The organism is Pseudomonas sp. GW821-FHT09E04, assembly GCF_059416185.1.
In genome coordinates this window covers 329,928-346,873 of record NZ_JBWKOR010000002.1, presented here as the reverse complement: position 1 = coordinate 346,873, position 16,946 = coordinate 329,928, and the positions used below count along the sequence as shown (strand labels likewise).

The 16,946-nt window shown below is 59.7% G+C and carries 19 protein-coding genes and 1 tRNA gene; 4 read left to right on the top strand and 16 right to left on the bottom strand.

Annotated features, from left to right (window positions below; all coding sequences use genetic code 11):
- Window positions 1-113 precede the first annotated feature (113 nt).
- Together AC07N4_RS07940 and AC07N4_RS07935 are read right to left on the bottom strand one after the other, a co-directional pair.
- On the bottom strand, window positions 114-653 hold the full coding sequence (locus tag AC07N4_RS07940) for an AidA/PixA family protein (protein ID WP_493065430.1): 540 nt from the start codon (window positions 651-653) through the stop codon (window positions 114-116).
- 123 nt (window positions 654-776) lie between these two features.
- Window positions 777-1,280 carry an inclusion body family protein gene (locus AC07N4_RS07935; protein ID WP_007957947.1) on the bottom strand — a complete coding sequence of 168 codons (504 nt, stop codon included), beginning with the start codon at window positions 1,278-1,280 and terminating at the stop codon, window positions 777-779.
- A 373-nt stretch (window positions 1,281-1,653) separates the two neighbouring features.
- Between AC07N4_RS07935 and tam the strand changes: the two genes are divergently transcribed.
- Entirely contained in the window at window positions 1,654-2,424 is a 771-nt protein-coding gene (gene tam, locus AC07N4_RS07930) for a trans-aconitate 2-methyltransferase (RefSeq protein ID WP_493065431.1), read from the top strand.
- 40 nt (window positions 2,425-2,464) lie between these two features.
- On the opposite strand, the gene AC07N4_RS07925 is transcribed toward tam, so the two are convergent.
- The 8 genes from AC07N4_RS07925 to AC07N4_RS07890 all read right to left on the bottom strand — a co-directional run bounded on the left by AC07N4_RS07925 (window position 2,465) and on the right by AC07N4_RS07890 (window position 8,373).
- Window positions 2,465-3,193, bottom strand: a complete 729-nt coding sequence (locus AC07N4_RS07925; protein WP_493065432.1) for a class I SAM-dependent methyltransferase — start codon at window positions 3,191-3,193, stop codon at window positions 2,465-2,467.
- A gap of 235 nt (window positions 3,194-3,428) precedes the next feature.
- A complete protein-coding gene (locus tag AC07N4_RS07920) occupies window positions 3,429-3,836 on the bottom strand; it encodes a type II toxin-antitoxin system HicB family antitoxin (RefSeq protein WP_493065433.1) in 408 nt (135 codons plus the stop codon).
- A gap of 36 nt (window positions 3,837-3,872) precedes the next feature.
- Window positions 3,873-4,052, bottom strand: coding sequence for a type II toxin-antitoxin system HicA family toxin (locus AC07N4_RS07915; protein WP_095049193.1), 180 nt, complete (start codon window positions 4,050-4,052; stop codon window positions 3,873-3,875).
- Window positions 4,053-4,493: 441 nt separating this feature from the next.
- Window positions 4,494-4,567, bottom strand: a tRNA-Gly gene (locus AC07N4_RS07910).
- Between the two features lie 169 nt (window positions 4,568-4,736).
- Entirely contained in the window at window positions 4,737-5,621 is an 885-nt protein-coding gene (locus AC07N4_RS07905; RefSeq protein WP_249485023.1) for an alpha/beta fold hydrolase, read from the bottom strand.
- Window positions 5,622-5,936: 315 nt separating this feature from the next.
- Window positions 5,937-6,629 carry a pseudouridine synthase gene (locus tag AC07N4_RS07900; RefSeq protein WP_096819430.1) on the bottom strand — a complete coding sequence of 231 codons (693 nt, stop codon included), beginning with the start codon at window positions 6,627-6,629 and terminating at the stop codon, window positions 5,937-5,939.
- Between the two features lie 33 nt (window positions 6,630-6,662).
- A complete protein-coding gene (locus tag AC07N4_RS07895) occupies window positions 6,663-6,881 on the bottom strand; it encodes a cysteine-rich CWC family protein (RefSeq protein ID WP_493065434.1) in 219 nt (72 codons plus the stop codon).
- 4 nt (window positions 6,882-6,885) lie between these two features.
- Window positions 6,886-8,373, bottom strand: coding sequence for a sensor domain-containing diguanylate cyclase (locus AC07N4_RS07890; protein WP_493065435.1), 1,488 nt, complete (start codon window positions 8,371-8,373; stop codon window positions 6,886-6,888).
- A 207-nt stretch (window positions 8,374-8,580) separates the two neighbouring features.
- Between AC07N4_RS07890 and AC07N4_RS07885 the strand changes: the two genes are divergently transcribed.
- Window positions 8,581-8,844, top strand: coding sequence for a hypothetical protein (locus AC07N4_RS07885; RefSeq protein ID WP_096819428.1), 264 nt, complete (start codon window positions 8,581-8,583; stop codon window positions 8,842-8,844).
- A gap of 177 nt (window positions 8,845-9,021) precedes the next feature.
- On the top strand, window positions 9,022-9,423 hold the full coding sequence (locus AC07N4_RS07880; RefSeq protein WP_096819427.1) for a hypothetical protein: 402 nt from the start codon (window positions 9,022-9,024) through the stop codon (window positions 9,421-9,423).
- A gap of 51 nt (window positions 9,424-9,474) precedes the next feature.
- Here AC07N4_RS07880 and dspII read toward each other — a convergent pair whose 3' ends face one another.
- Entirely contained in the window at window positions 9,475-10,587 is a 1,113-nt protein-coding gene (dspII, locus tag AC07N4_RS07875) for an enoyl-CoA hydratase/isomerase DspII (protein WP_273539139.1), read from the bottom strand.
- A gap of 132 nt (window positions 10,588-10,719) precedes the next feature.
- Here dspII and ung point away from each other — a divergent pair, with 132 nt between their 5' ends.
- Window positions 10,720-11,415 carry a uracil-DNA glycosylase gene (gene ung, locus AC07N4_RS07870; RefSeq protein WP_085605867.1) on the top strand — a complete coding sequence of 232 codons (696 nt, stop codon included), beginning with the start codon at window positions 10,720-10,722 and terminating at the stop codon, window positions 11,413-11,415.
- A gap of 136 nt (window positions 11,416-11,551) precedes the next feature.
- Here the strand turns inward: ung and AC07N4_RS07865 are convergent, their stop codons facing one another.
- The 5 genes from AC07N4_RS07865 to AC07N4_RS07845 are packed head-to-tail and all read right to left on the bottom strand — an operon-like array spanning window position 11,552 to window position 16,921.
- A complete protein-coding gene (locus AC07N4_RS07865; RefSeq protein WP_493065436.1) occupies window positions 11,552-12,586 on the bottom strand; it encodes an AbrB family transcriptional regulator in 1,035 nt (344 codons plus the stop codon).
- On the bottom strand, window positions 12,579-14,093 hold the full coding sequence (locus AC07N4_RS07860; protein ID WP_102622204.1) for a tripartite tricarboxylate transporter permease: 1,515 nt from the start codon (window positions 14,091-14,093) through the stop codon (window positions 12,579-12,581). The genes AC07N4_RS07865 and AC07N4_RS07860 overlap by 8 nt, the downstream gene beginning before the upstream one ends.
- A 1-nt stretch (window position 14,094) precedes the next feature.
- Window positions 14,095-14,553: a tripartite tricarboxylate transporter TctB family protein gene (locus AC07N4_RS07855; RefSeq protein ID WP_273539142.1), complete on the bottom strand. Its 459-nt coding sequence runs from the start codon at window positions 14,551-14,553 to the stop codon at window positions 14,095-14,097.
- Window positions 14,554-14,611: 58 nt separating this feature from the next.
- Window positions 14,612-15,589, bottom strand: a complete 978-nt coding sequence (locus tag AC07N4_RS07850) for a Bug family tripartite tricarboxylate transporter substrate binding protein (protein WP_096819422.1) — start codon at window positions 15,587-15,589, stop codon at window positions 14,612-14,614.
- Window positions 15,590-15,628: 39 nt separating this feature from the next.
- Window positions 15,629-16,921, bottom strand: a complete 1,293-nt coding sequence (locus tag AC07N4_RS07845; RefSeq protein ID WP_192560018.1) for an OprD family porin — start codon at window positions 16,919-16,921, stop codon at window positions 15,629-15,631.
- Window positions 16,922-16,946 lie beyond the last annotated feature (25 nt).

Sequence of the window (16,946 nt, the reverse complement as noted above, 5' to 3'; positions counted from 1 at the left end):
AAATTCAGACAGCGGGGCGGGTGTGAAAATTCTACGGACAACCCTTGGTTGCCACGCGACAGTCGGCTACTACGACTGACAAAAAACCGGCCCAAGTGGCCGGTTTTTTACGACTAGTTCGTCACCTCTATGTTTGCAACCCACCTGAAATACCCCACGGCCTCACATTGCTGATTGACCAGCATGAAGTTCATTTCGAGTCTGGCCATGCCCGATGCCTTGGTCGTGCACGCCCAGAAATGATCGTGGGCCTTCTGGCTAACGGGTTCGGTTGGAGCGCTGGGGTTGGGAGCGGGAATGGTGAGGTCCGGGTGAACTTCCAGGTGAAGCCCTGAAAGGACGTTGCTGGTATCGATTGTCATGTCGTAGACCACAACGCTGTATTCGGCGATGAGGCTGACGGTTCTCCCGCGCAAATGAACAATACGACCAATGTCGATATGCAAGGTTATATTGCTGTCATTTCTGGCTTTTTTTTGAGAGCTGTCATCTGTAGCGAAAAAGATGAACCCATCGCTGATGTTCGTCGGTGAACTGGCATCCAGACTGGGGGCCGGATAGCGCGAGCGTATTGATTCGGCATCGACGATCAACAGAATGTTGTGCGCGTTCTCGGTGACGGAAGACGGTGAGGGGATCGGTTCGGAGGTCATCATGGATTCCTTTCATGATGTTGGCGCAAGACGCCAACCGCTTCGGCCGGCCGTGCATCCTGGTATGGCCGAGGCGGTAGCGAATCCGTCGGGCCCCTTGTCGCCAAGGAGCCCGAGGCAACGTCAGTTGTGAATGGAAATGAACGGATCCCACGAGCAGCAGCCGATGATCTGGCAGTTGCGGTCAACGATCAGGAAGTGGAAGTGATAGGTCACACGACCGCACGAAAGGGTTTCCGACGACCAGTAGTGGTTATCGACTTTCTGGCAGCTGGGCACCGATGGATTGCTGGTGTTTGGCACCGCAACACAGGCCGTAGCCTTGCGCGGCGAGGGTGGGGAGATCAGGTCGGCGCCCTGGTTGCCGATGAATTTGTAGAAGATCACGGCGGTTTCGAAGCTTTGCGACAGGCTGGTTTCACGCCAGCGAATCAAATCGCCGACCTGTGCCTTCAGGTCCAGTTCACCACCGGCCTGGCCGCTGACCACGTTGTCCTGGTTGGTGACCATGTACACATGATGCCAGTCGATCAGCGTCGGGTTCTTCGGGTCTTTGCTGATGCCGGGATACTTTTTCAGAATGGTTTCGGTGTCGATAGTGACCAGCACATCCGTGACTCGAGACATGGTAAAGCTCCTTGTTCATAGTGATTGCCTGATGTTTTTTTTCAGGCACGACAACGTTGCTTGCCATTCGGCCGTTGCGAGCACACTACTGCCGGAACCCATCGGTCACGAGAGATGAGCGGACCTGCTCCCTGCAGGACAACTGATAGATCGGGTTCCTTCCGATTGCCGCAAATTGACTATAGGCAGGTATTGCAGGCTGTCAAAATTGCGTTTAATCAGTTCGACGGACGGTCAATTGAGTGATAACTCCCAGCGATTTGGCGATAAGCAGCGAAACGCCGGACATGGTTTGCAATCTGTCGGTCTGGAGCTGAGTGCTGCCCAGCCTGTATCGTAACGAACCGCTGGAATGCCCCGACAGGAGAACGCAATGACCTGGTCCGCCAAGCAATACGTCGCTTTTGAAGATGAACGCACCCGCCCGGCTCGTGACTTGTTGGCGGCGATTCCCACGCCCGAGGCGCGTTCCGTGGTTGATATCGGTTGTGGACCCGGCAACTCGACCGAGCTTCTGGTGGCGCGTTTTCCGGGGGCGAAAGTGCAGGGGCTCGACAGCTCGGCCGACATGATCGACGCCGCGCGCAAGCGTCTGCCGCAGTTGCAGTTCGAGGTGGCGGACATTGATAAATGGGCCGATGAAGGGCTATTCGATGTGATCTTTGCCAACGCGGTGTTGCAGTGGGTGCCGGATCACGCGACGTTGCTGCCGACGTTGGCAGGCAAGTTGGCGTCGGGTGGCAGTCTGGCGATCCAGATGCCGGACAACCTGAATGAGCCGTCTCACCGGTTGATGCGCGAAGTGGCCGCTAATGGACCGTGGGCCAGCAAACTGGCGGGTGCGGCGGGGCAACGGACCGAAATGGCGGATGCCAGTGCCTATTTCTCGATGCTGCGCCCGCATTGCGCGCGGGTCGATGTGTGGCGCACCACGTATCACCATCAATTGGCGGGCGGGGCTTCAGGCGTCGTTGAATGGTTCAAGGGCAGCGGTTTGATTCCGTTCCTCAGTCCGCTGACGGAAACGGAGCGGGCGGAGTATCTGGCGCAATATCTGGTGGAGGTTGCCAAGGCTTATCCGGCGTTGGCGGATGGTTCGGTGTTGTTGCCGTTCCCTCGGTTGTTCATTGTCGCCACACGTTGATACGAAAAAGGGCCGATTTGATCGGCCCTTTCTTTTGGAATCAGCGCTGTACGGCGACCAGCATCATCATCGGCCGCTCGCGCTCTTCGGCGAGAGCCGGTTGCGCGGCCACTTCAGCATCGCTCGGGCCCCATTCATTGACGTGTTGAATGGTGAACCCGGCGCCAATCAGCGCGTTGAGCAGCGTCCCGACAGTGCGATGTTGCTTGATCACCCCGTCGGCCAGCCAGTTCGTCACTCGCTCGCCTTCCATCTGATAACTGTCCAGCGGCCAGCGCTTGTGGCCCTCGCTGTCGATCAGCCAGCCCGGATTGCGCGGCGCCATGAATATCGGGTGCTCGATGGAAAACACAAAATGTGCACCGGGTTTAAGCGCCGCATGCAGTTTGGCGAACAGCCCCGAAAGATCCTTGATGTAGTGCAGCGCCAGTGAGCTGTAGGCCAGATCGAAAGTGCATGTAGGCGAGTCGAGGTGTTCCAGGTCGGCATGCTCGTAGCGGATGTTCGCGGCTGAGGTGGTTTCCTTCGCCCGTTCGAGCATTTTCTCCGAGACATCCAGCCCCAGCACGTCGGCTGCGCCTTGTTCACTGGCCCAGCGGCAGAACCAGCCGTAGCCGCAGCCCAGGTCCACCACTTGCAAACCGTGGAGGGAGGGCAGCAAGGCCTTCAGCGCCGGCCATTCCGGGGCGGCATCGAGGCCGCCGATGGAGCGGTTCATCTGGCTATAGCCCTGGAAAAATTCGGGGTCGTCGTAGATGTTCTGGGTCATGGGTTTGGTGCTCTTTCGGATTTTATTTGGGAGGCTTGGGGGCCACGGTTTTGAATCCCTCGAAAGGTGATGGCGCGTATTCGTCGATGGCCGCGCAGGGGGAGGGTGGTGGGCGATGGGGAAATGCTAGCGGGTCGTGGTGAGGGTGAGAACCGGCGGAGTGTTGGGGATCTGTAATCGCGGTTTTTCGTAGAAGCAAGAAACCGGTCATCAAGACCGGCTTTCAGTATTCAGATCAACTCTGCTGCAACACCTTGAGCGCCGCCGAAGCCAAGAACCCGGAGCGGCTTTTTTCCTCCGGATGGTGCAACACGTACTCATCGATACGGTTGAGCAAATATCCCGGCAATGTGATGTTGAGTTTCTGAGCTTTGCCCAGGTATTTGGTCACATCGATATCCACCACCGCCCAAGTGCAGCCGGCGTATTTAGGGTTGGCAGCATGCAGCGTGACCTTGTTGGCGGGCGGGATCGGTGAACCGTCTTCGGCCAGAATCTCGAAGTGGCCTTCGATGGCTTCTCGGGCCATGGCCATTGCGTCGTCCAGATCATCTCCAGCGGAGAAGCAGCCCGGAATATCCGGCACCTCCACTCCCCAGGCATGTCCTTCATCACCCATTGAAATCGCGATCGGATAAAGCATATGTGTTGTCCTCCTGGACGCTGCTGACCGAGCGAGTCAAAGCAACGCCTGCTGCAAAATACTGATGGCCGTTTTCTTGAGCAGATCTTTCTTCGGGTGAGGCACCGTAACCAGACCAGGTTTGGTCGGATGCTTGAAGTGATGATGACTACCCTTGATCCGCACCAGATACCAACCGTCTGCGACGAGTTGGCCAATTAGAAAACGGCTATTCACAACACCTCCTTGTGGTGTGCTTGGTGGGTACTATACCCACGATTTTTTCTCGATCAACACTATAACCACCGAGCGGTCATCATCCTTTGATGGAGCTGGTGTTCACGAAGGAGTCTAGGTGGGGATACTTCAGCAGGATTGGGAGTGTATTGCGGGCCGTTTCCATGAAATCCAATGGGTTGGTGTTGAGGCTGAACAGACGTGGGTCCCTGATCAAAGTAAATTTTTGAGGCAGGTTCTAACTCCAATATTTTGGGGCTTATCCCGATTTGAGCGCGATAACCCACAGTTAAATGGAGTTAAGCAGTCGAAGTAATGTCCGCCCCCGGCGTATTGGGGGGATTCGCTCCAAATCCCAGACACAAAAAAACCGGCCATCAAGGCCGGTTTTTTCTGTTTCCGTATCCCCCGTCAAACCACGACGCAGGACATAAATTCGATTGGAGCGGGTGAAGGGAATCGAACCCTCGTTATCAGCTTGGGAAGCTGGAGTAATGCCATTATACGACACCCGCTCAGAGCGGCTGACTTTGTACCAGACTCGGCCACGGATTTGAAGTTTTCTTTGCGTGTGGCGAGCGGAAAAGCCTGAATCAGAGCCAGATCGGTCAATCACGGGCAAGCGCTACGGGCTGGAGGACGGCTGAATCTCAGCCTCGCAGGCTTGCTCGCGACGACACTGTTTCAAATGGCCAATGCATGGTGATCCTGGACTAACTGGTAACGCGTTCGGCTGGCCTGTTGCGCCGGTTTCAGGAAACCGAGCAGGGCGTTCTGGCTGTCACGGCAGGCCGACTTGTGTTCCATGTCGAGGAAGTGACCAGTGGCTTGCAGGGTGGTGAAGGTACTCTGCGCCACATGGTTGCCGAACAGGCGCGCATCTTCGGCGGCGGTGTATTCGTCCCATTCGCCGTTCATGAACAGCACCGGTACGTTGATTTTCTTCGCCGCGTTCAAATAGCACTGGCGATCACTGTGCAGCACGTTGCTGATGTGAAAGTGCATCTGCCCGTATTCGTGCTCGGCGAGGCTGCTGACATGGCGATAGTTGAAGCGCTTGAACAGCGACGGCAGGTGTTTGCCGATGGTGTTGTTGACCAAATGGCCAACCCGGTCGCCGTCGCGTTTACCGAGGCATTCGACGCCGCGCTCAAGGTAATCGAGCATGTGCGCGTTGACCACCGGAGAGAACGAGCTGATCACGGCTTTTTCGATGCGCCGGGGTTGGTGCGCAAGGGCGACCATGGTCGCGGCGCCGCCCCAGGAAAACGACAGCACGTGTTCGGCCGCGAAGTGGTCGATCAGCTCCAGCAGGATCAGACCTTCGACTTCTTTCGTCAGATGTTTCTCGTGGCGGTTATGGACTTTCGACTTGCCCGCGTAGGGCTGGTCGTAGCAGACCACGTTGAATTGCGGGTGCAGATTTTTCACGGTTTGTGCAAACGACGCAGTCGTGGCCATCGAGCCGTTGACCAGGATGATGGTCTTTTCTGCGGCGTCTGCGCGATAGAACTCCGTGTAAACCCGATACTGACCCTGTATATCCAGCACAGCGATTTCTGGCCTCATGTCATAAGACTCCTGGCAAGCAAGCGGGTATGCGCGCAAATAGAGATTGCACGAGCTTTGTGACAGGTAGGCATACGCCTGGAATTTTGGAGCCCATGTCGATCCGTTACGGCAGGTCGACGGGTATTGTTATTGGCGGGCAGTCTGTCGGCTGAGGCGGAGCCTTGAGGCTCTCTACCGACAAAAAGTTTCTTAGAGGTTATGTGTGACTCATCGGTCACAATTTGGCCGACGTCCTGATTCAAGCAGGGGGATCCGGATCGCGCAAGTGCCGTTGGTAAATTGTTCGACAACTTCTGCTGAGCGGTCGGCTGCTTAGAACAAATGAATCTCTTCGGTGCGCAAGGCGCGGTACTCGCCCGGTTTTAGCGCGTGATCCAGCGGCAGCGGGCCCATGGATTCGCGGTGCAGGCGCAGCACTTTGTTGTTGAAGTGGCCGAACATGCGCTTCACCTGGTGGTAGCGTCCCTCGACGATGCTCAGTCGCGCCGTTCGCGGGCCGAGCAGCTCCAACTGCGCCGGTTGGGTGGTCAGGTCCTCGAAGGCGAAGTAGATCCCCTCGGCGAACTTGATCGCATATTCCGGGCCGATGTCCTGTTCGGTCTCGACGTAATAGACCTTCGGCAGTTTGGTCTGCGGCTGGGTCAGGCGCCGGGACCAGGTGCCGTCGTTGGTGATCAGCATCAGGCCGGTGGTGTTGAAGTCCAGGCGCCCGGCGATGTGCAGGTCGTCCTTGTCCGGTTCGTGGATCAGGTCGAGGACGGTCGGGTGCTCGGGATCGCGTGTGGCGCTGACGCAGCCCTGCGGTTTGTACAACATGAAATAGCGCGCCGGTTTGCCGCTTTGCAGCACTTCGTCGTCGACTTCGACGCGGCTGAATTCCAGGACTTCGCTGTGAGGGTCGCTGACGACTTTTCCGTCGATGCGCACGCGCTTTTCCACTAGCAACAGGCGAACCTGCTTGCGGTTGTAGCGGGGCAAGTTACTGAGGAAACGGTCGACGCGCATGATCAGGAATCGGCAGGTAGCGGGGCGCGCATCTTACGGGATCGGTCGCTTTGCCGCTTGCAGTTGCGCCTCGACCTGGGCGCAACGCGGGCACAGGCAGGATTGGTCGCGCAGTTCCGGCGGCAGGGCTTCGAGGACCGCCGGGTCGATGCTCACGCCGTAGCACCAGCAGGCACGGTCGGCGGTGCGCGGGTCGGCCAGAGTGCAGTCGTTGCGGGCGCCGCAGGCCGGGCAGAGGTCAGGTTTGTTCATGTTGTCAGGCATAGGTCGATTGGTGCATTTCCACGCAGGTGCGGTTGCGGCCGGTCTGTTTGGCCCGGTACATCGCATGATCGGCCCGGGACAGCAGGCTGTGCAAGGTGTCATCCCGTTGCAGGGTGGTGGCGCCGATGCTGACCGTCAGATTCAGGGTGTGACCGTTGTAGGCATAGTCCTGCTGTTCGACGTGTTGGCGGATCTTCTCGGCAATCTTCTGACCGGTCTCGCCGTCGGTTTCCTTCAGCAGAACGATAAATTCCTCACCGCCCCAACGGCAGACGATGTCGGAATGGCGCAGGCAGCTTTGCAGGTCCCGGGCAAAACCGATCAAAACCTGATCGCCGGCCATGTGCCCGTAGGTGTCGTTCAACACCTTGAAGTGATCGAGATCCAGCAGCAACGCCGTCAATGGTTTCGGCTCGCGGTGGGCTTCGTGCAGAGCTTGCACGGCGAGCAGGTCGAAGCCGCGCCGGTTGGGCAGTTCGGTCAGGCTGTCGAGGGTGGCCTGGGCCTGGATCTTTTCCTGATAGCGCCGGATCAACCGGTTGACCAGGGCCAGCACGATCAGCGTCACCAGCAGGCAGATCAGCAGATTGAGGTACAGCGACTGGCGGATTTCACTGAGCGCGCCGTCTTCGCGTTTATCGACGAACAGGTACCAGTTCAACTCCGGGATGAACCGCACGTTGAGGAAATGTCCCTGGCCGTGGGCGGAATATTCGTAGCTGCCGCTGTGAGGTTTGGGCAACTGGGCGACCAGGCTTTTCATGCTGTCGAGATCCGTCAGGCTTTTCCCGACCCGCGCACCTTCCGGCCCGCCCTCGGCGCCGGTCAGTACCAGCCGGCCGAAGGTGTCGACGAAGTAAACGCTGCGTTGATAGCGCTGCTGGTACTTGTCGATCAGCTTGATGACCGCATCCACGGTCAGCCCCACGCCGGCGGCGCCGATGAAGCGATCGTTGTAGTCGTAGACCTTGTAGTTGATGAAGAAGGTCATGTTGTCTTTGTTGGCCAGGTCCGGGTCGACGTTGATCTCGTACGGATCCTTCATGTCGCGCACACGGAAGTACCAGGCGTCGCGCGGCTCGTCGATTTTCACCTGCTTGAGCACACCCTTGGCGTGGTAGTAGGTGTGGCTGCTGTTGGAGACGAAGAACGCCGTGTAGGCGCCGTAATGGGTCATGACCTCGTCGAGATAGCGGGTCATCTGGTCGTTGTCTTTCTCGCCGTTCACCACCCAGTCGCGCATGAAGGTGTCGCGGGACATCATCGAGGAAATAAGGATCGGTCTGACGAGGTCTTTCTGGATTTCCGAATACACCGTATCGGACGTCAGCGGCAGTTCGGTGTTGACGATGTTGTCGCGGATCGACGCCCGCGAGGCGTAGTAGCTGAGCAGCGAGGTGGCGAGGAAGCCTGCGCCGAGGAGGGCGACCAGCGTCAGTACCAGCGAACGTTGGGAGTAAAACGCAGATCTGAGCGGCATTGGCAATTCCGTCGACGGTGGCCCGATGGCAGCATTCTAGTGGCAGTGACGGGGAAAAGGTTGCGGCATATTGGTCTGAAATGAGCCGCCTGTTGCGCCGCTGATCCGAAGGGCGCTGGAAGTTGGCACTCGGTAACGGTTTGCCAGTCAAAACTCTTGTCAGCCGGTCTGTGCCGACTGCTGTCGCAGGTCTTTCAGGAGGCCGTCATGCGTATTTCAAAATGGCTGCGTCGGGTGCTGCTGGGAGCAGTACTCGGTCTTGGGCTGTCCGGTTGTTACTACTACGGTGGCGGCTACGATGTTTACTCCCCGCCTTACTACTACCCCGGTTACTACTCGCCCTATTACTACGGTGGCTATTACGGCCCGCGCTACTACGGTGGCGGCCGCTATTACTACGGCGGCTATGGGTATCGTGGGGGTTACGGGCGGGGTTATCACGGTGGTGGATACCACGGCGGCCACCACTAATCAGCGGCTGAATGGCGGCGTTGCGGATGAACAAGATTTCATGAATCACTTGTATCAAGTTGTTACTGAAACGCACCAGATTCGGAAAACGCTGTCAGATATTTCGTCAGTCGCCGAATGAAAGACTGACGCCTGCCAGCGTCGCTGGTGTGGCTACCCGCGGTCCAGGAGGCCGCCATGTATCGCCGAATTCTTCTGCTTGCCGTGATGCTTTTTTCGATTGGCGGTTGCGTCCCTTATTCCTATGGAGATGGCTACTACACCTCAGAGGTCTACACCTCCCAGTCTCCTTCGTACTACAACAGCGGTGGCACTTATTACAGCGGCGGCAGCACCTACTATTCGGCCCCGCGTTACTACCAGCCAGCGCCACGCTATTACCAACCGGCTCCACGTTATTACTCGGCGCCTCGTTACTACCAACCGGCCCCGCGCTATTATGAGAGCCGCCGCTGGCATGGCGATGATCGTGGACGCTGGGATGGCCATCGCCGCGGTGGTTGGGATGATCACCGGGGTCGTGGCGACTATGACCGCCATAGTGGACGAGGCGATCACTGGCGCGGTAACCGCTGGTAACTACCCGCAAAAAAAGCGGCGCATTGAGCGCCGCTTTTTTGTGCCCGGATTTCAGTAACTGGAGAGATCCGCCAGCGGATGCCGCCCCTCCCAGACCTTGTGAAAGTGCGCCTCGACCACCGCATCCGGCACCCGTGTGATGTCCGGCCAATGCCAGTGCGGTTTGTGATCCTTGTCGATCAAACGCGACCGAACCCCTTCGCTGAACTCCGGATGCCGGCAGCAATTGAGGCTCAGGGTGTATTCCATCTGAAAGACTTCGGCCAGCGACAAGTGGCGGGCGCGGACAATCTGTTCCCAGACCAGATGCGCCGTCAGCGGCGAGCCTTCGCTCATGGTTTTCGCCGCCCGGGCAATCAACAGATCGTTGCTGTCCCGTTGCAGGCTGATGGCTTTCCAGGCGCAGGTCACGTCGCTGACATCCAGCAGTTCATCGATCTGCCGACGGCGCGGCAACCACTGCGCTTCCGGCATCTGCGCCACCGCTTCCTGCTGCAACGCCTTGAGCAGGCTGTTGAGTTGCATGGCGGTCTGTTCCTGCCAGTTCAGTTGCAGCAGGCCATCGATCAGTTCCTGCTGCTGTTCGTCGAGCAGGAAGCGGTCGGCCAGATCCAGATCGATCGCATCGCGACCGTTCATGTGCGCGCCGGTCAAACCAAGGAACAGACCGAGCTTGCCCGGCAGGCGTGACAGAAACCAACTGGCGCCGACATCCGGGTACAGGCCGATGCTGATTTCCGGCATCGCCAGACGACTGCTCGGCGTGACGATCCGGATGCTCGCGCCTTGCAGCAGACCCATGCCGCCGCCCAGCACATAACCATGACCCCAGCAGATCAACGGTTTCGGGTAGGTGTGCAGGCTGTAGTCCAGCCGGTATTCAGCGTTGAAAAACTGTGCGGCCAGCGGCGGCACTTCGCCGGGGTGTGCGCGACAGGCCTCCACCAGGCTGCGCACCTCGCCACCGGCACAGAAGGCCTTGGCGCCATTGCCGCGCAGCAGCACGCAGACGATTTGCGGATCCTTGGCCCAGGCGTTCAGTTTGTCGCTCAGGGCATGGATCATTGGCAGGGACAGCGCATTGAGCGACTTTTCGGCATCCAGACTGGCCACGCCGATGCGCGCGCCGTCGGTGCCGGTGAGTTCTTCGAAGTGCAGATTCATCGTGACCTCGATCGGGAATTTGAACGATCAGTATGATCGCTGTGTGGGAAAGTGCCGGATCTGCGTCAGATCAATTGACAAGCGTGGTCGGCTTTCCTAGGGTTCGCCCCATTGTTTTTGCCGGATATGACCATGACTGCTGACGACCGTATCAAACTCGAACCGAGCTGGAAGGAGGCACTGCGTGCCGAATTCGACCAGCCCTACATGGCAGAGTTGCGCACTTTTCTGCAGCAGGAGCGGGCGGCCGGCAAGGAAATCTATCCGCCGGGCCCGATGATTTTCAATGCACTGAACTCGACACCGCTGGACAAGGTGAAAGTGGTCATTCTCGGCCAGGACCCGTACCACGGCCCGGGCCAGGCTCACGGCTTGTGTTTCTCGGTGCAACCGGGCGTGCCGGCGCCGCCGTCGCTGGTCAACATCTATAAAGAGTTGAAACGCGACCTGAACATCGACATTCCCAACCACGGCTACTTGCAGAGCTGGGCCGATCAGGGCGTGTTGATGCTCAACACCACCATGACCGTCGAGCGCGCCAACGCCAATGCGCACAAGGACAAGGGCTGGCAGTTCTTCACTGACCGGATCATCGAAGTGGTCAGCCAGCAGCAACCGCATCTGGTGTTCATGCTTTGGGGCGCGCATGCGCAGAGCAAGCAGAAGCTGATCGATGCCACCAAGCATCTGGTGCTGACGTCGGTGCACCCGTCGCCGCTGTCGGCCTATCGCGGTTTCCTTGGCTGCGGGCACTTCAGCCGAACCAACAAATTCCTCGAGCAGAACGGCGAAGCGCCGATCGAGTGGCGTTTGCCGTCGGTGGTCTGATGCTCTGGGGTGGCGGCTAATCTCGTTCCCACGCTCCGCGTGGGAACGCCTCTATGGACGCTCTGCGTCCGCTTTGGGACGCGGAGCGTCCCGGGCTGCATTCCCACGCAGAGCGTGGGAACGATCAGTAACCGGATCAGGCTTCGGGATTACGGTTCCAGTATTTGAACAAGGGTTCCGCCAGAAACAACACAAACAACAGCCGCATCACCTGCATCGCCGTCACCAGCGGCACCGACAGTTGCAGGGTTTCCGCCGTCAGGCTCATCTCTGCGATCCCGCCGGGCATCATGCCCAGCGTCAACGATCGCAGATCCAGATGCGTCATTGCACTCAGTCCCAACGCCGCCAGCGTCGCGATCAGCATGGTCAGCGCTGTGCCGATCAACGTACGCCCCATGAACGACGGCGCCCGGCGGAAGAACTGGCGGTTGAAGTGACAACCCAGTCCGCTGCCGATCAGCCACTGGCCAATCTGGCTGCCGCCATTGGGCAGACTGATGTGTAAGTCCCAGGCGATGCTAACTGTCGCACTCACCAGCAACGGCCCGAACAGCCAAGGATTGGGTTGACGCAGACGTTGCCAGAGCCAGGCGAGCAAGCCACCCGCCGGAAAAAGAATCGCCAGCCAGCGCCAATCGACGCTGCCAGCATGTGAAATCGGTGTGCCGTCACCCAGCAGATATTTGAACGCCGCCGGCACACACAGCACCACCACCAGCACTCGCAAGCTTTGCCCGGCCGCGACATGGCTGAGCATCGCGCCGTTGCGTGCGCCGAGGTTGACCATCTCGCCGGAGCCGCCGGGCATGCTGGAGAAAAACGCTGTGGCGCGGTCTTCGCCGGTGCGGCGCATCAGCCACACGCCGACCACCGCCGACAGGCTGGTGACCAGCGCCCCGAAGAAGATCAGGCCAAAGTGACTCAGCACCTGCTCCATCACCAGCGGGGTGAAGTGCAGGCCGATGCCGATCCCTACGATCCACTGGCCGCACTTGCGGCCGCCAGGGATTTCCGTCAGTTGCCACGGGGTCAGGCAGCGCACCAGGATGATCGCCAGCAACGAGCCGACCATCCACGGCAGCGGCCAGCCGATCTGACTGGCGACATAGCCGCCCAGCAGACCGACCAGCGGGGTTCCCCACCAGGTTTTGAAGGACCGATCAAACATCGGCCACAGCACGCCGCGCGACCGAACGTTTGCGCCAGATACGCAGCAGCGGCATCAGCAACATGATCGCGGTCAGCACCCAGACGCCGAAGGTGATCGGGCTCGACCAGAGGATTTCCAGCGCACCGTTGGAGATCGACAGCGCACGGCGCAGGTTCTGCTCCATCAGACCACCGAGGATGAACCCCAGCAGCACCGGCGACAGCGGGAAGTCCAGCTTGCGCAGGATGTAGCCGAAGATGCCGATGCCGACCATCAGGAACAGGTCGAACGTGGTTGCATGCACCGCGTACACGCCAATCCCGGTAATGATCGCGATCACCGGCACCAGCGCCCAGTTCGGTACGGCGAGGATGCGGGTGAAGATGCGGATCATCGGGATGTTCAGGATCACCAGCATGATGTTGGCGATGAACAGTGAGGCGATCAGCCCCCAGACGATGTCCGGTTGTTGCTGGAACAACAGCGGGCCCGGGGTGATGTTGTACAGCGACAGCGCGCCGATCATCACCGCCGTGGTGCCCGAGCCCGGTACGCCGAGGGTGAGCATCGGCACCAGCGCGCCGCAAGCGGATGCGCCGATGGCGGTTTCCGGGGCGGCGAGACCGCGCTTGTCACCTTCACCGAATTTGCCGTCGGCACCGGCGATGCGCTTCTCGGTCATGTAGGCCACGGCACTGGCCAACGTCGCGCCGGCGCCCGGCAATACGCCCATGATGAAGCCGAGCAGGCCGCAACGGATGTTCACCACGAACACCGACGCCGCTTCCTTGAAGTTGAACATCATCCGCCCGGTGGCTTTCACCGCTTCCTGGCCGCGATGGGTTTTCTCCAGCAGCAGAAGGATTTCGCTGATCGAGAACAGGCCCAGCACCAGCACCACGAACTGAATGCCGTCAGTCAGGTGAATGTTGTCGCCGGTAAAACGGTACACACCGCTGTTGGCGTCGATGCCGACGCTGGACAGGAACAGACCGATCAACGCCGCAATAAACGTCTTCAGCGGTCGGTCACCGGCCATGCCGCCCAGGCAGACAATTGCGAACACCATCAGTACGAAATATTCCGCGGGCCCGAAGGCAATCGCCCATTTCGCCAGTAACGGGGCGAACAGCACCATGCCGCAGGTGGCGATGAATGCGCCGATGAACGAGCTCCATGCCGACAGCGACAACGCGACCCCGGCCAGACCCTGGCGCGCCATCGGGTAGCCGTCGAGGGTGGTCATCACGGTGGAGGCTTCGCCGGGAATGTTCAGCAGGATCGAACTGATCCGGCCGCCGTATTCGCAGCCCAGGTACACCGCCGCCAGTAGGATCAGCGCTGACTCCGGCGGCAGACCCAGGGCGAAGGCGATCGGAATCAGCAGTGCCACACCGTTGATCGGGCCCAGGCCCGGCAACAGCCCGACCACGGTGCCGATCAGCGTGCCGGTCAGCGCCGTGACCAGGTTGTACGGGCTCAGCGCGACGCCGAAGCCCTGTCCCAAATATCCGAGCGTATCCATATCAGTTCTCCAGAACGTCGAGCAGGCCGAGGGGCAGCGGTACGTCCATCAGGCGGTCGAACAGCAGGTACAGACCGATGGCCATCAGCGTGGTCACCACGATGCTGGGCAACCAGCGGCCGCCGTACAGGCGCGCCATCGGGATGCCGATCAGGCAACTGCTGAGGATGAAACCCAGGGGCTCGAACAGACCAGCGAACACCAGCAGCAACAGCACGCAGGTGCCGATCTTGGTCAGGGTTTCGCGGTCCAGCGGCGGCTCGTCTTCACTGTGTTTGATCGGTGCCGGGCGAAACACCATGTACAGCAGCGCCAGGCTCATCAGGCCAAGCATCAGCAGGGGAAACGCCCGTGGGCCGACCGGCTCGTAGGAAAACGCAGCCTGATAAGGCCAGGCCATCAGTGCCAGGCCGGCACAGGCCAGCAGCAACACCGAGGCAAAAATGCGTTGAATCAGCATGAGGAACTCCTGGGCCATGACCTCGATGCGCGAGGCCATGACCGCTAGACAGAGACGATCACTGGATCAGGCCGAACTCTTTGGCCAGCACTTTGTAGTCCGCGACTTGCTTCTTCACGTAGGTGTCCAGCTCCGGGCCGGTCATGGCGAACGGGAAGAGTTCGCGCTGATCACGCAGCTTGGCGAAGTCCTCGGAGGCCAGCAGTTTGTCGAAGGCGTCCTTCCACCAGGCGTAGTCTTCGTCGCTGACTTTCGGCCCGAGGTAGAAACCGCGAACCACCGGCCAGACGATGTCGTAGCCTTGTTCCCTGGCGGTCGGGATGCCTTTCATTTCCGGCTCGTCGAGGCGGTTTTCGGCGAAGACTGCCAGCAGGCGCATGTCACCGCTCTGGATGTGCGGCATGGAGTCGGAGATGTCGGTGCTGCCAACCTGGATGTGGCCACCGAGCAGGGCGGTGGCAATCTCGCCGCCACCTTCGAGGGCGACGTAACGCAGGTCGCGCGGGTTGATCCCGGCGGCTTTGGCGATCAACGCCGTCTGCATCCAGTCCTGGCTACCAACGGTGCCGCCGGAACCGATCACCACTTTGCTCGGATCTTTCTTCAGCGCCTGTACCAGATCGTCGAGGTTCTTGTAGGGCGAATCGCTTTTCACCGCGATGGCACCGTAACTGGTGCCGACTGCCGCGAGCCAGCGCACGTTGCTTTCATCGAAGCGGCCGAACTTGCCTTGCGCCAGGTTCAGCAGTGAACCGCTGGACCACGCCACCAGCGTGCCCGCATCCGCCGGACGCTGGGCCACCACCGCGTTGTACGCCACTGCGCCGACGCCGCCGGGCATGTAGGTCACGCGCATCGGTTTGGTCAGCAGTTTTTCGTTGACCAGCGCGCTTTGCGCCAGTTTGCAGGTCAGGTCGAAACCGCCGCCGGGGGAGGCCGGGGCGATGCATTCCGGGCGCTTGGGTTCGGCCATCAGTTGGCCGGCGAACAGCATGACGCCAGCGGCTAGAGCAACTTTACGCAGTGATAAGTTCATCTATGTCTCCTTGGGAGTTGTTGTTATGGACGTACTGAATTACCAAAGGGCAACGCTATAGCTCACCAGCAGACGCACTTCATCGGCATCGCGAGCGGAGTAGTTGGAACGGTAAGTGGCATTACGCAAACGCACGGCAACGTCCTTCAGGGCGCCGCTTTGTACTACATATTTGATCTCGGTGTTGCGCTCCCACTCTTTGCCTTCGTCACCGTTCTTGAGCTTGATGTTGTCACCGCTCAAGTAGCGGCTCATGAAGCTCAGGCCGGGGATGCCGAGTTTGGCGAAGTCGAAGTCGTAGCGCGCCTGCCAGGAGCGTTCTTCGGCGCCGGCGAAGTCGTTGATCTGCACGAAGTTGACCAGGTACGGGTCGCTGCCATCGACATACGGGAACGCGCTGTCGCCGGACATGTGCTGATAACCGGCGGTGAACTTGTGGCCGCTCAGGGCATAGCTGACCAGACCGTTGAGCGAGCGGTTGTCGATCTCGCCGCCACGGGCAGCGCCCTGATCGTCACTGACGGCGAAGCGCAGGTCGGTGGCGAAAGTGCCCGGGCCCATCGGCCGCGAAGCGACCAAACCGAAGAAGTGCTGGTTGTAGACTTCGTCGAGTTGCGCGAAGTGGTAACTGCCGGTGATCTTGTCGGTGAACTTGTAGTCCACGCCGGCAAAATCGAAGTGCTTGCCGGCAACGGTGCCAGCAAAACGGCCGTTCTTGTTGTTGAGGGCAATGTCCTCGAAATCGGTGCTGTCGCGGTCCTTGGCCTTGTCCAGGCGCCCGCCGGTGAAGGTCAGGTTCTTGATCTCTTTGGAGGTCAGCAAGCCGCCTTCGAAGGTCTGCGGCAGGATGCGCCCGTCGTTCGGCTTGAGGATCGGCAATTCCGGAATCAGGCTGCCGATCTTCAGTTCGGTGGCGGAGATCTTCACTTTGCCGGTCAGGCCGACCTTGGAGTATTCGTCCGCCGCGCGCCCGTCATCGTGGGTCGGCAGCAGGCCGGTGCCGGTGCGGTCCGGGCTCGAATCGAGCTTGACCCCCAACATCCCCAGCGCATCGACACCGAACCCCACGGTGCCGTCGGTGTAACCCGATTGCAGGTTGAGCATGAACCCCTGTGCCCACTCGTCGCGTTTGGACTGTTGGGCACTGGTGCCGTCGCGAAAGTCGCGGTTGAAATACATGTTGCGGGTTTCGAAGGTGGCGGAACTGTCTTCGATGAAATCGGCGTAGCTCATCGGCGCGAAACCGGCGAGGGCGGCGGCACTGGCAAGGGCGGTGTGGCTGAAACGGGAAGGACGAACAGGCGTAAGAGCCTTGGTCTGCAAGGACGGCATGCGAGGTGTACTCCGTTTATTGTTC

Excerpts from the sequence above, each read along its gene's own strand:
- AC07N4_RS07900 (WP_096819430.1), bottom strand. The coding sequence starts at position 6,629 with ATGCGCGTCGACCGTTTCCTCAGTAACTTGCCCCGCTACAACCGCAAG.
- AC07N4_RS07860 (WP_102622204.1), bottom strand. The coding sequence starts at position 14,093 with ATGGATACGCTCGGATATTTGGGACAGGGCTTCGGCGTCGCGCTGAGC.
- AC07N4_RS07905 (WP_249485023.1), bottom strand. The coding sequence starts at position 5,621 with ATGAGGCCAGAAATCGCTGTGCTGGATATACAGGGTCAGTATCGGGTT.
- tam (WP_493065431.1), top strand. The coding sequence starts at position 1,654 with ATGACCTGGTCCGCCAAGCAATACGTCGCTTTTGAAGATGAACGCACC.
- AC07N4_RS07855 (WP_273539142.1), bottom strand. The coding sequence starts at position 14,553 with ATGCTGATTCAACGCATTTTTGCCTCGGTGTTGCTGCTGGCCTGTGCC.
- AC07N4_RS07920 (WP_493065433.1), bottom strand. The coding sequence starts at position 3,836 with ATGCTTTATCCGATCGCGATTTCAATGGGTGATGAAGGACATGCCTGG.
- AC07N4_RS07850 (WP_096819422.1), bottom strand. The coding sequence starts at position 15,589 with ATGAACTTATCACTGCGTAAAGTTGCTCTAGCCGCTGGCGTCATGCTG.
- AC07N4_RS07865 (WP_493065436.1), bottom strand. The coding sequence starts at position 12,586 with ATGTTTGATCGGTCCTTCAAAACCTGGTGGGGAACCCCGCTGGTCGGT.
- AC07N4_RS07890 (WP_493065435.1), bottom strand. The coding sequence starts at position 8,373 with ATGCCGCTCAGATCTGCGTTTTACTCCCAACGTTCGCTGGTACTGACG.
- dspII (WP_273539139.1), bottom strand. The coding sequence starts at position 10,587 with ATGAATCTGCACTTCGAAGAACTCACCGGCACCGACGGCGCGCGCATC.
- AC07N4_RS07880 (WP_096819427.1), top strand. The coding sequence starts at position 9,022 with ATGTATCGCCGAATTCTTCTGCTTGCCGTGATGCTTTTTTCGATTGGC.
- AC07N4_RS07935 (WP_007957947.1), bottom strand. The coding sequence starts at position 1,280 with ATGTCTCGAGTCACGGATGTGCTGGTCACTATCGACACCGAAACCATT.
- ung (WP_085605867.1), top strand. The coding sequence starts at position 10,720 with ATGACTGCTGACGACCGTATCAAACTCGAACCGAGCTGGAAGGAGGCA.
- AC07N4_RS07885 (WP_096819428.1), top strand. The coding sequence starts at position 8,581 with ATGCGTATTTCAAAATGGCTGCGTCGGGTGCTGCTGGGAGCAGTACTC.
- AC07N4_RS07940 (WP_493065430.1), bottom strand. The coding sequence starts at position 653 with ATGACCTCCGAACCGATCCCCTCACCGTCTTCCGTCACCGAGAACGCG.
- AC07N4_RS07845 (WP_192560018.1), bottom strand. The coding sequence starts at position 16,921 with ATGCCGTCCTTGCAGACCAAGGCTCTTACGCCTGTTCGTCCTTCCCGT.
- AC07N4_RS07925 (WP_493065432.1), bottom strand. The coding sequence starts at position 3,193 with ATGACCCAGAACATCTACGACGACCCCGAATTTTTCCAGGGCTATAGC.
- AC07N4_RS07895 (WP_493065434.1), bottom strand. The coding sequence starts at position 6,881 with ATGAACAAACCTGACCTCTGCCCGGCCTGCGGCGCCCGCAACGACTGC.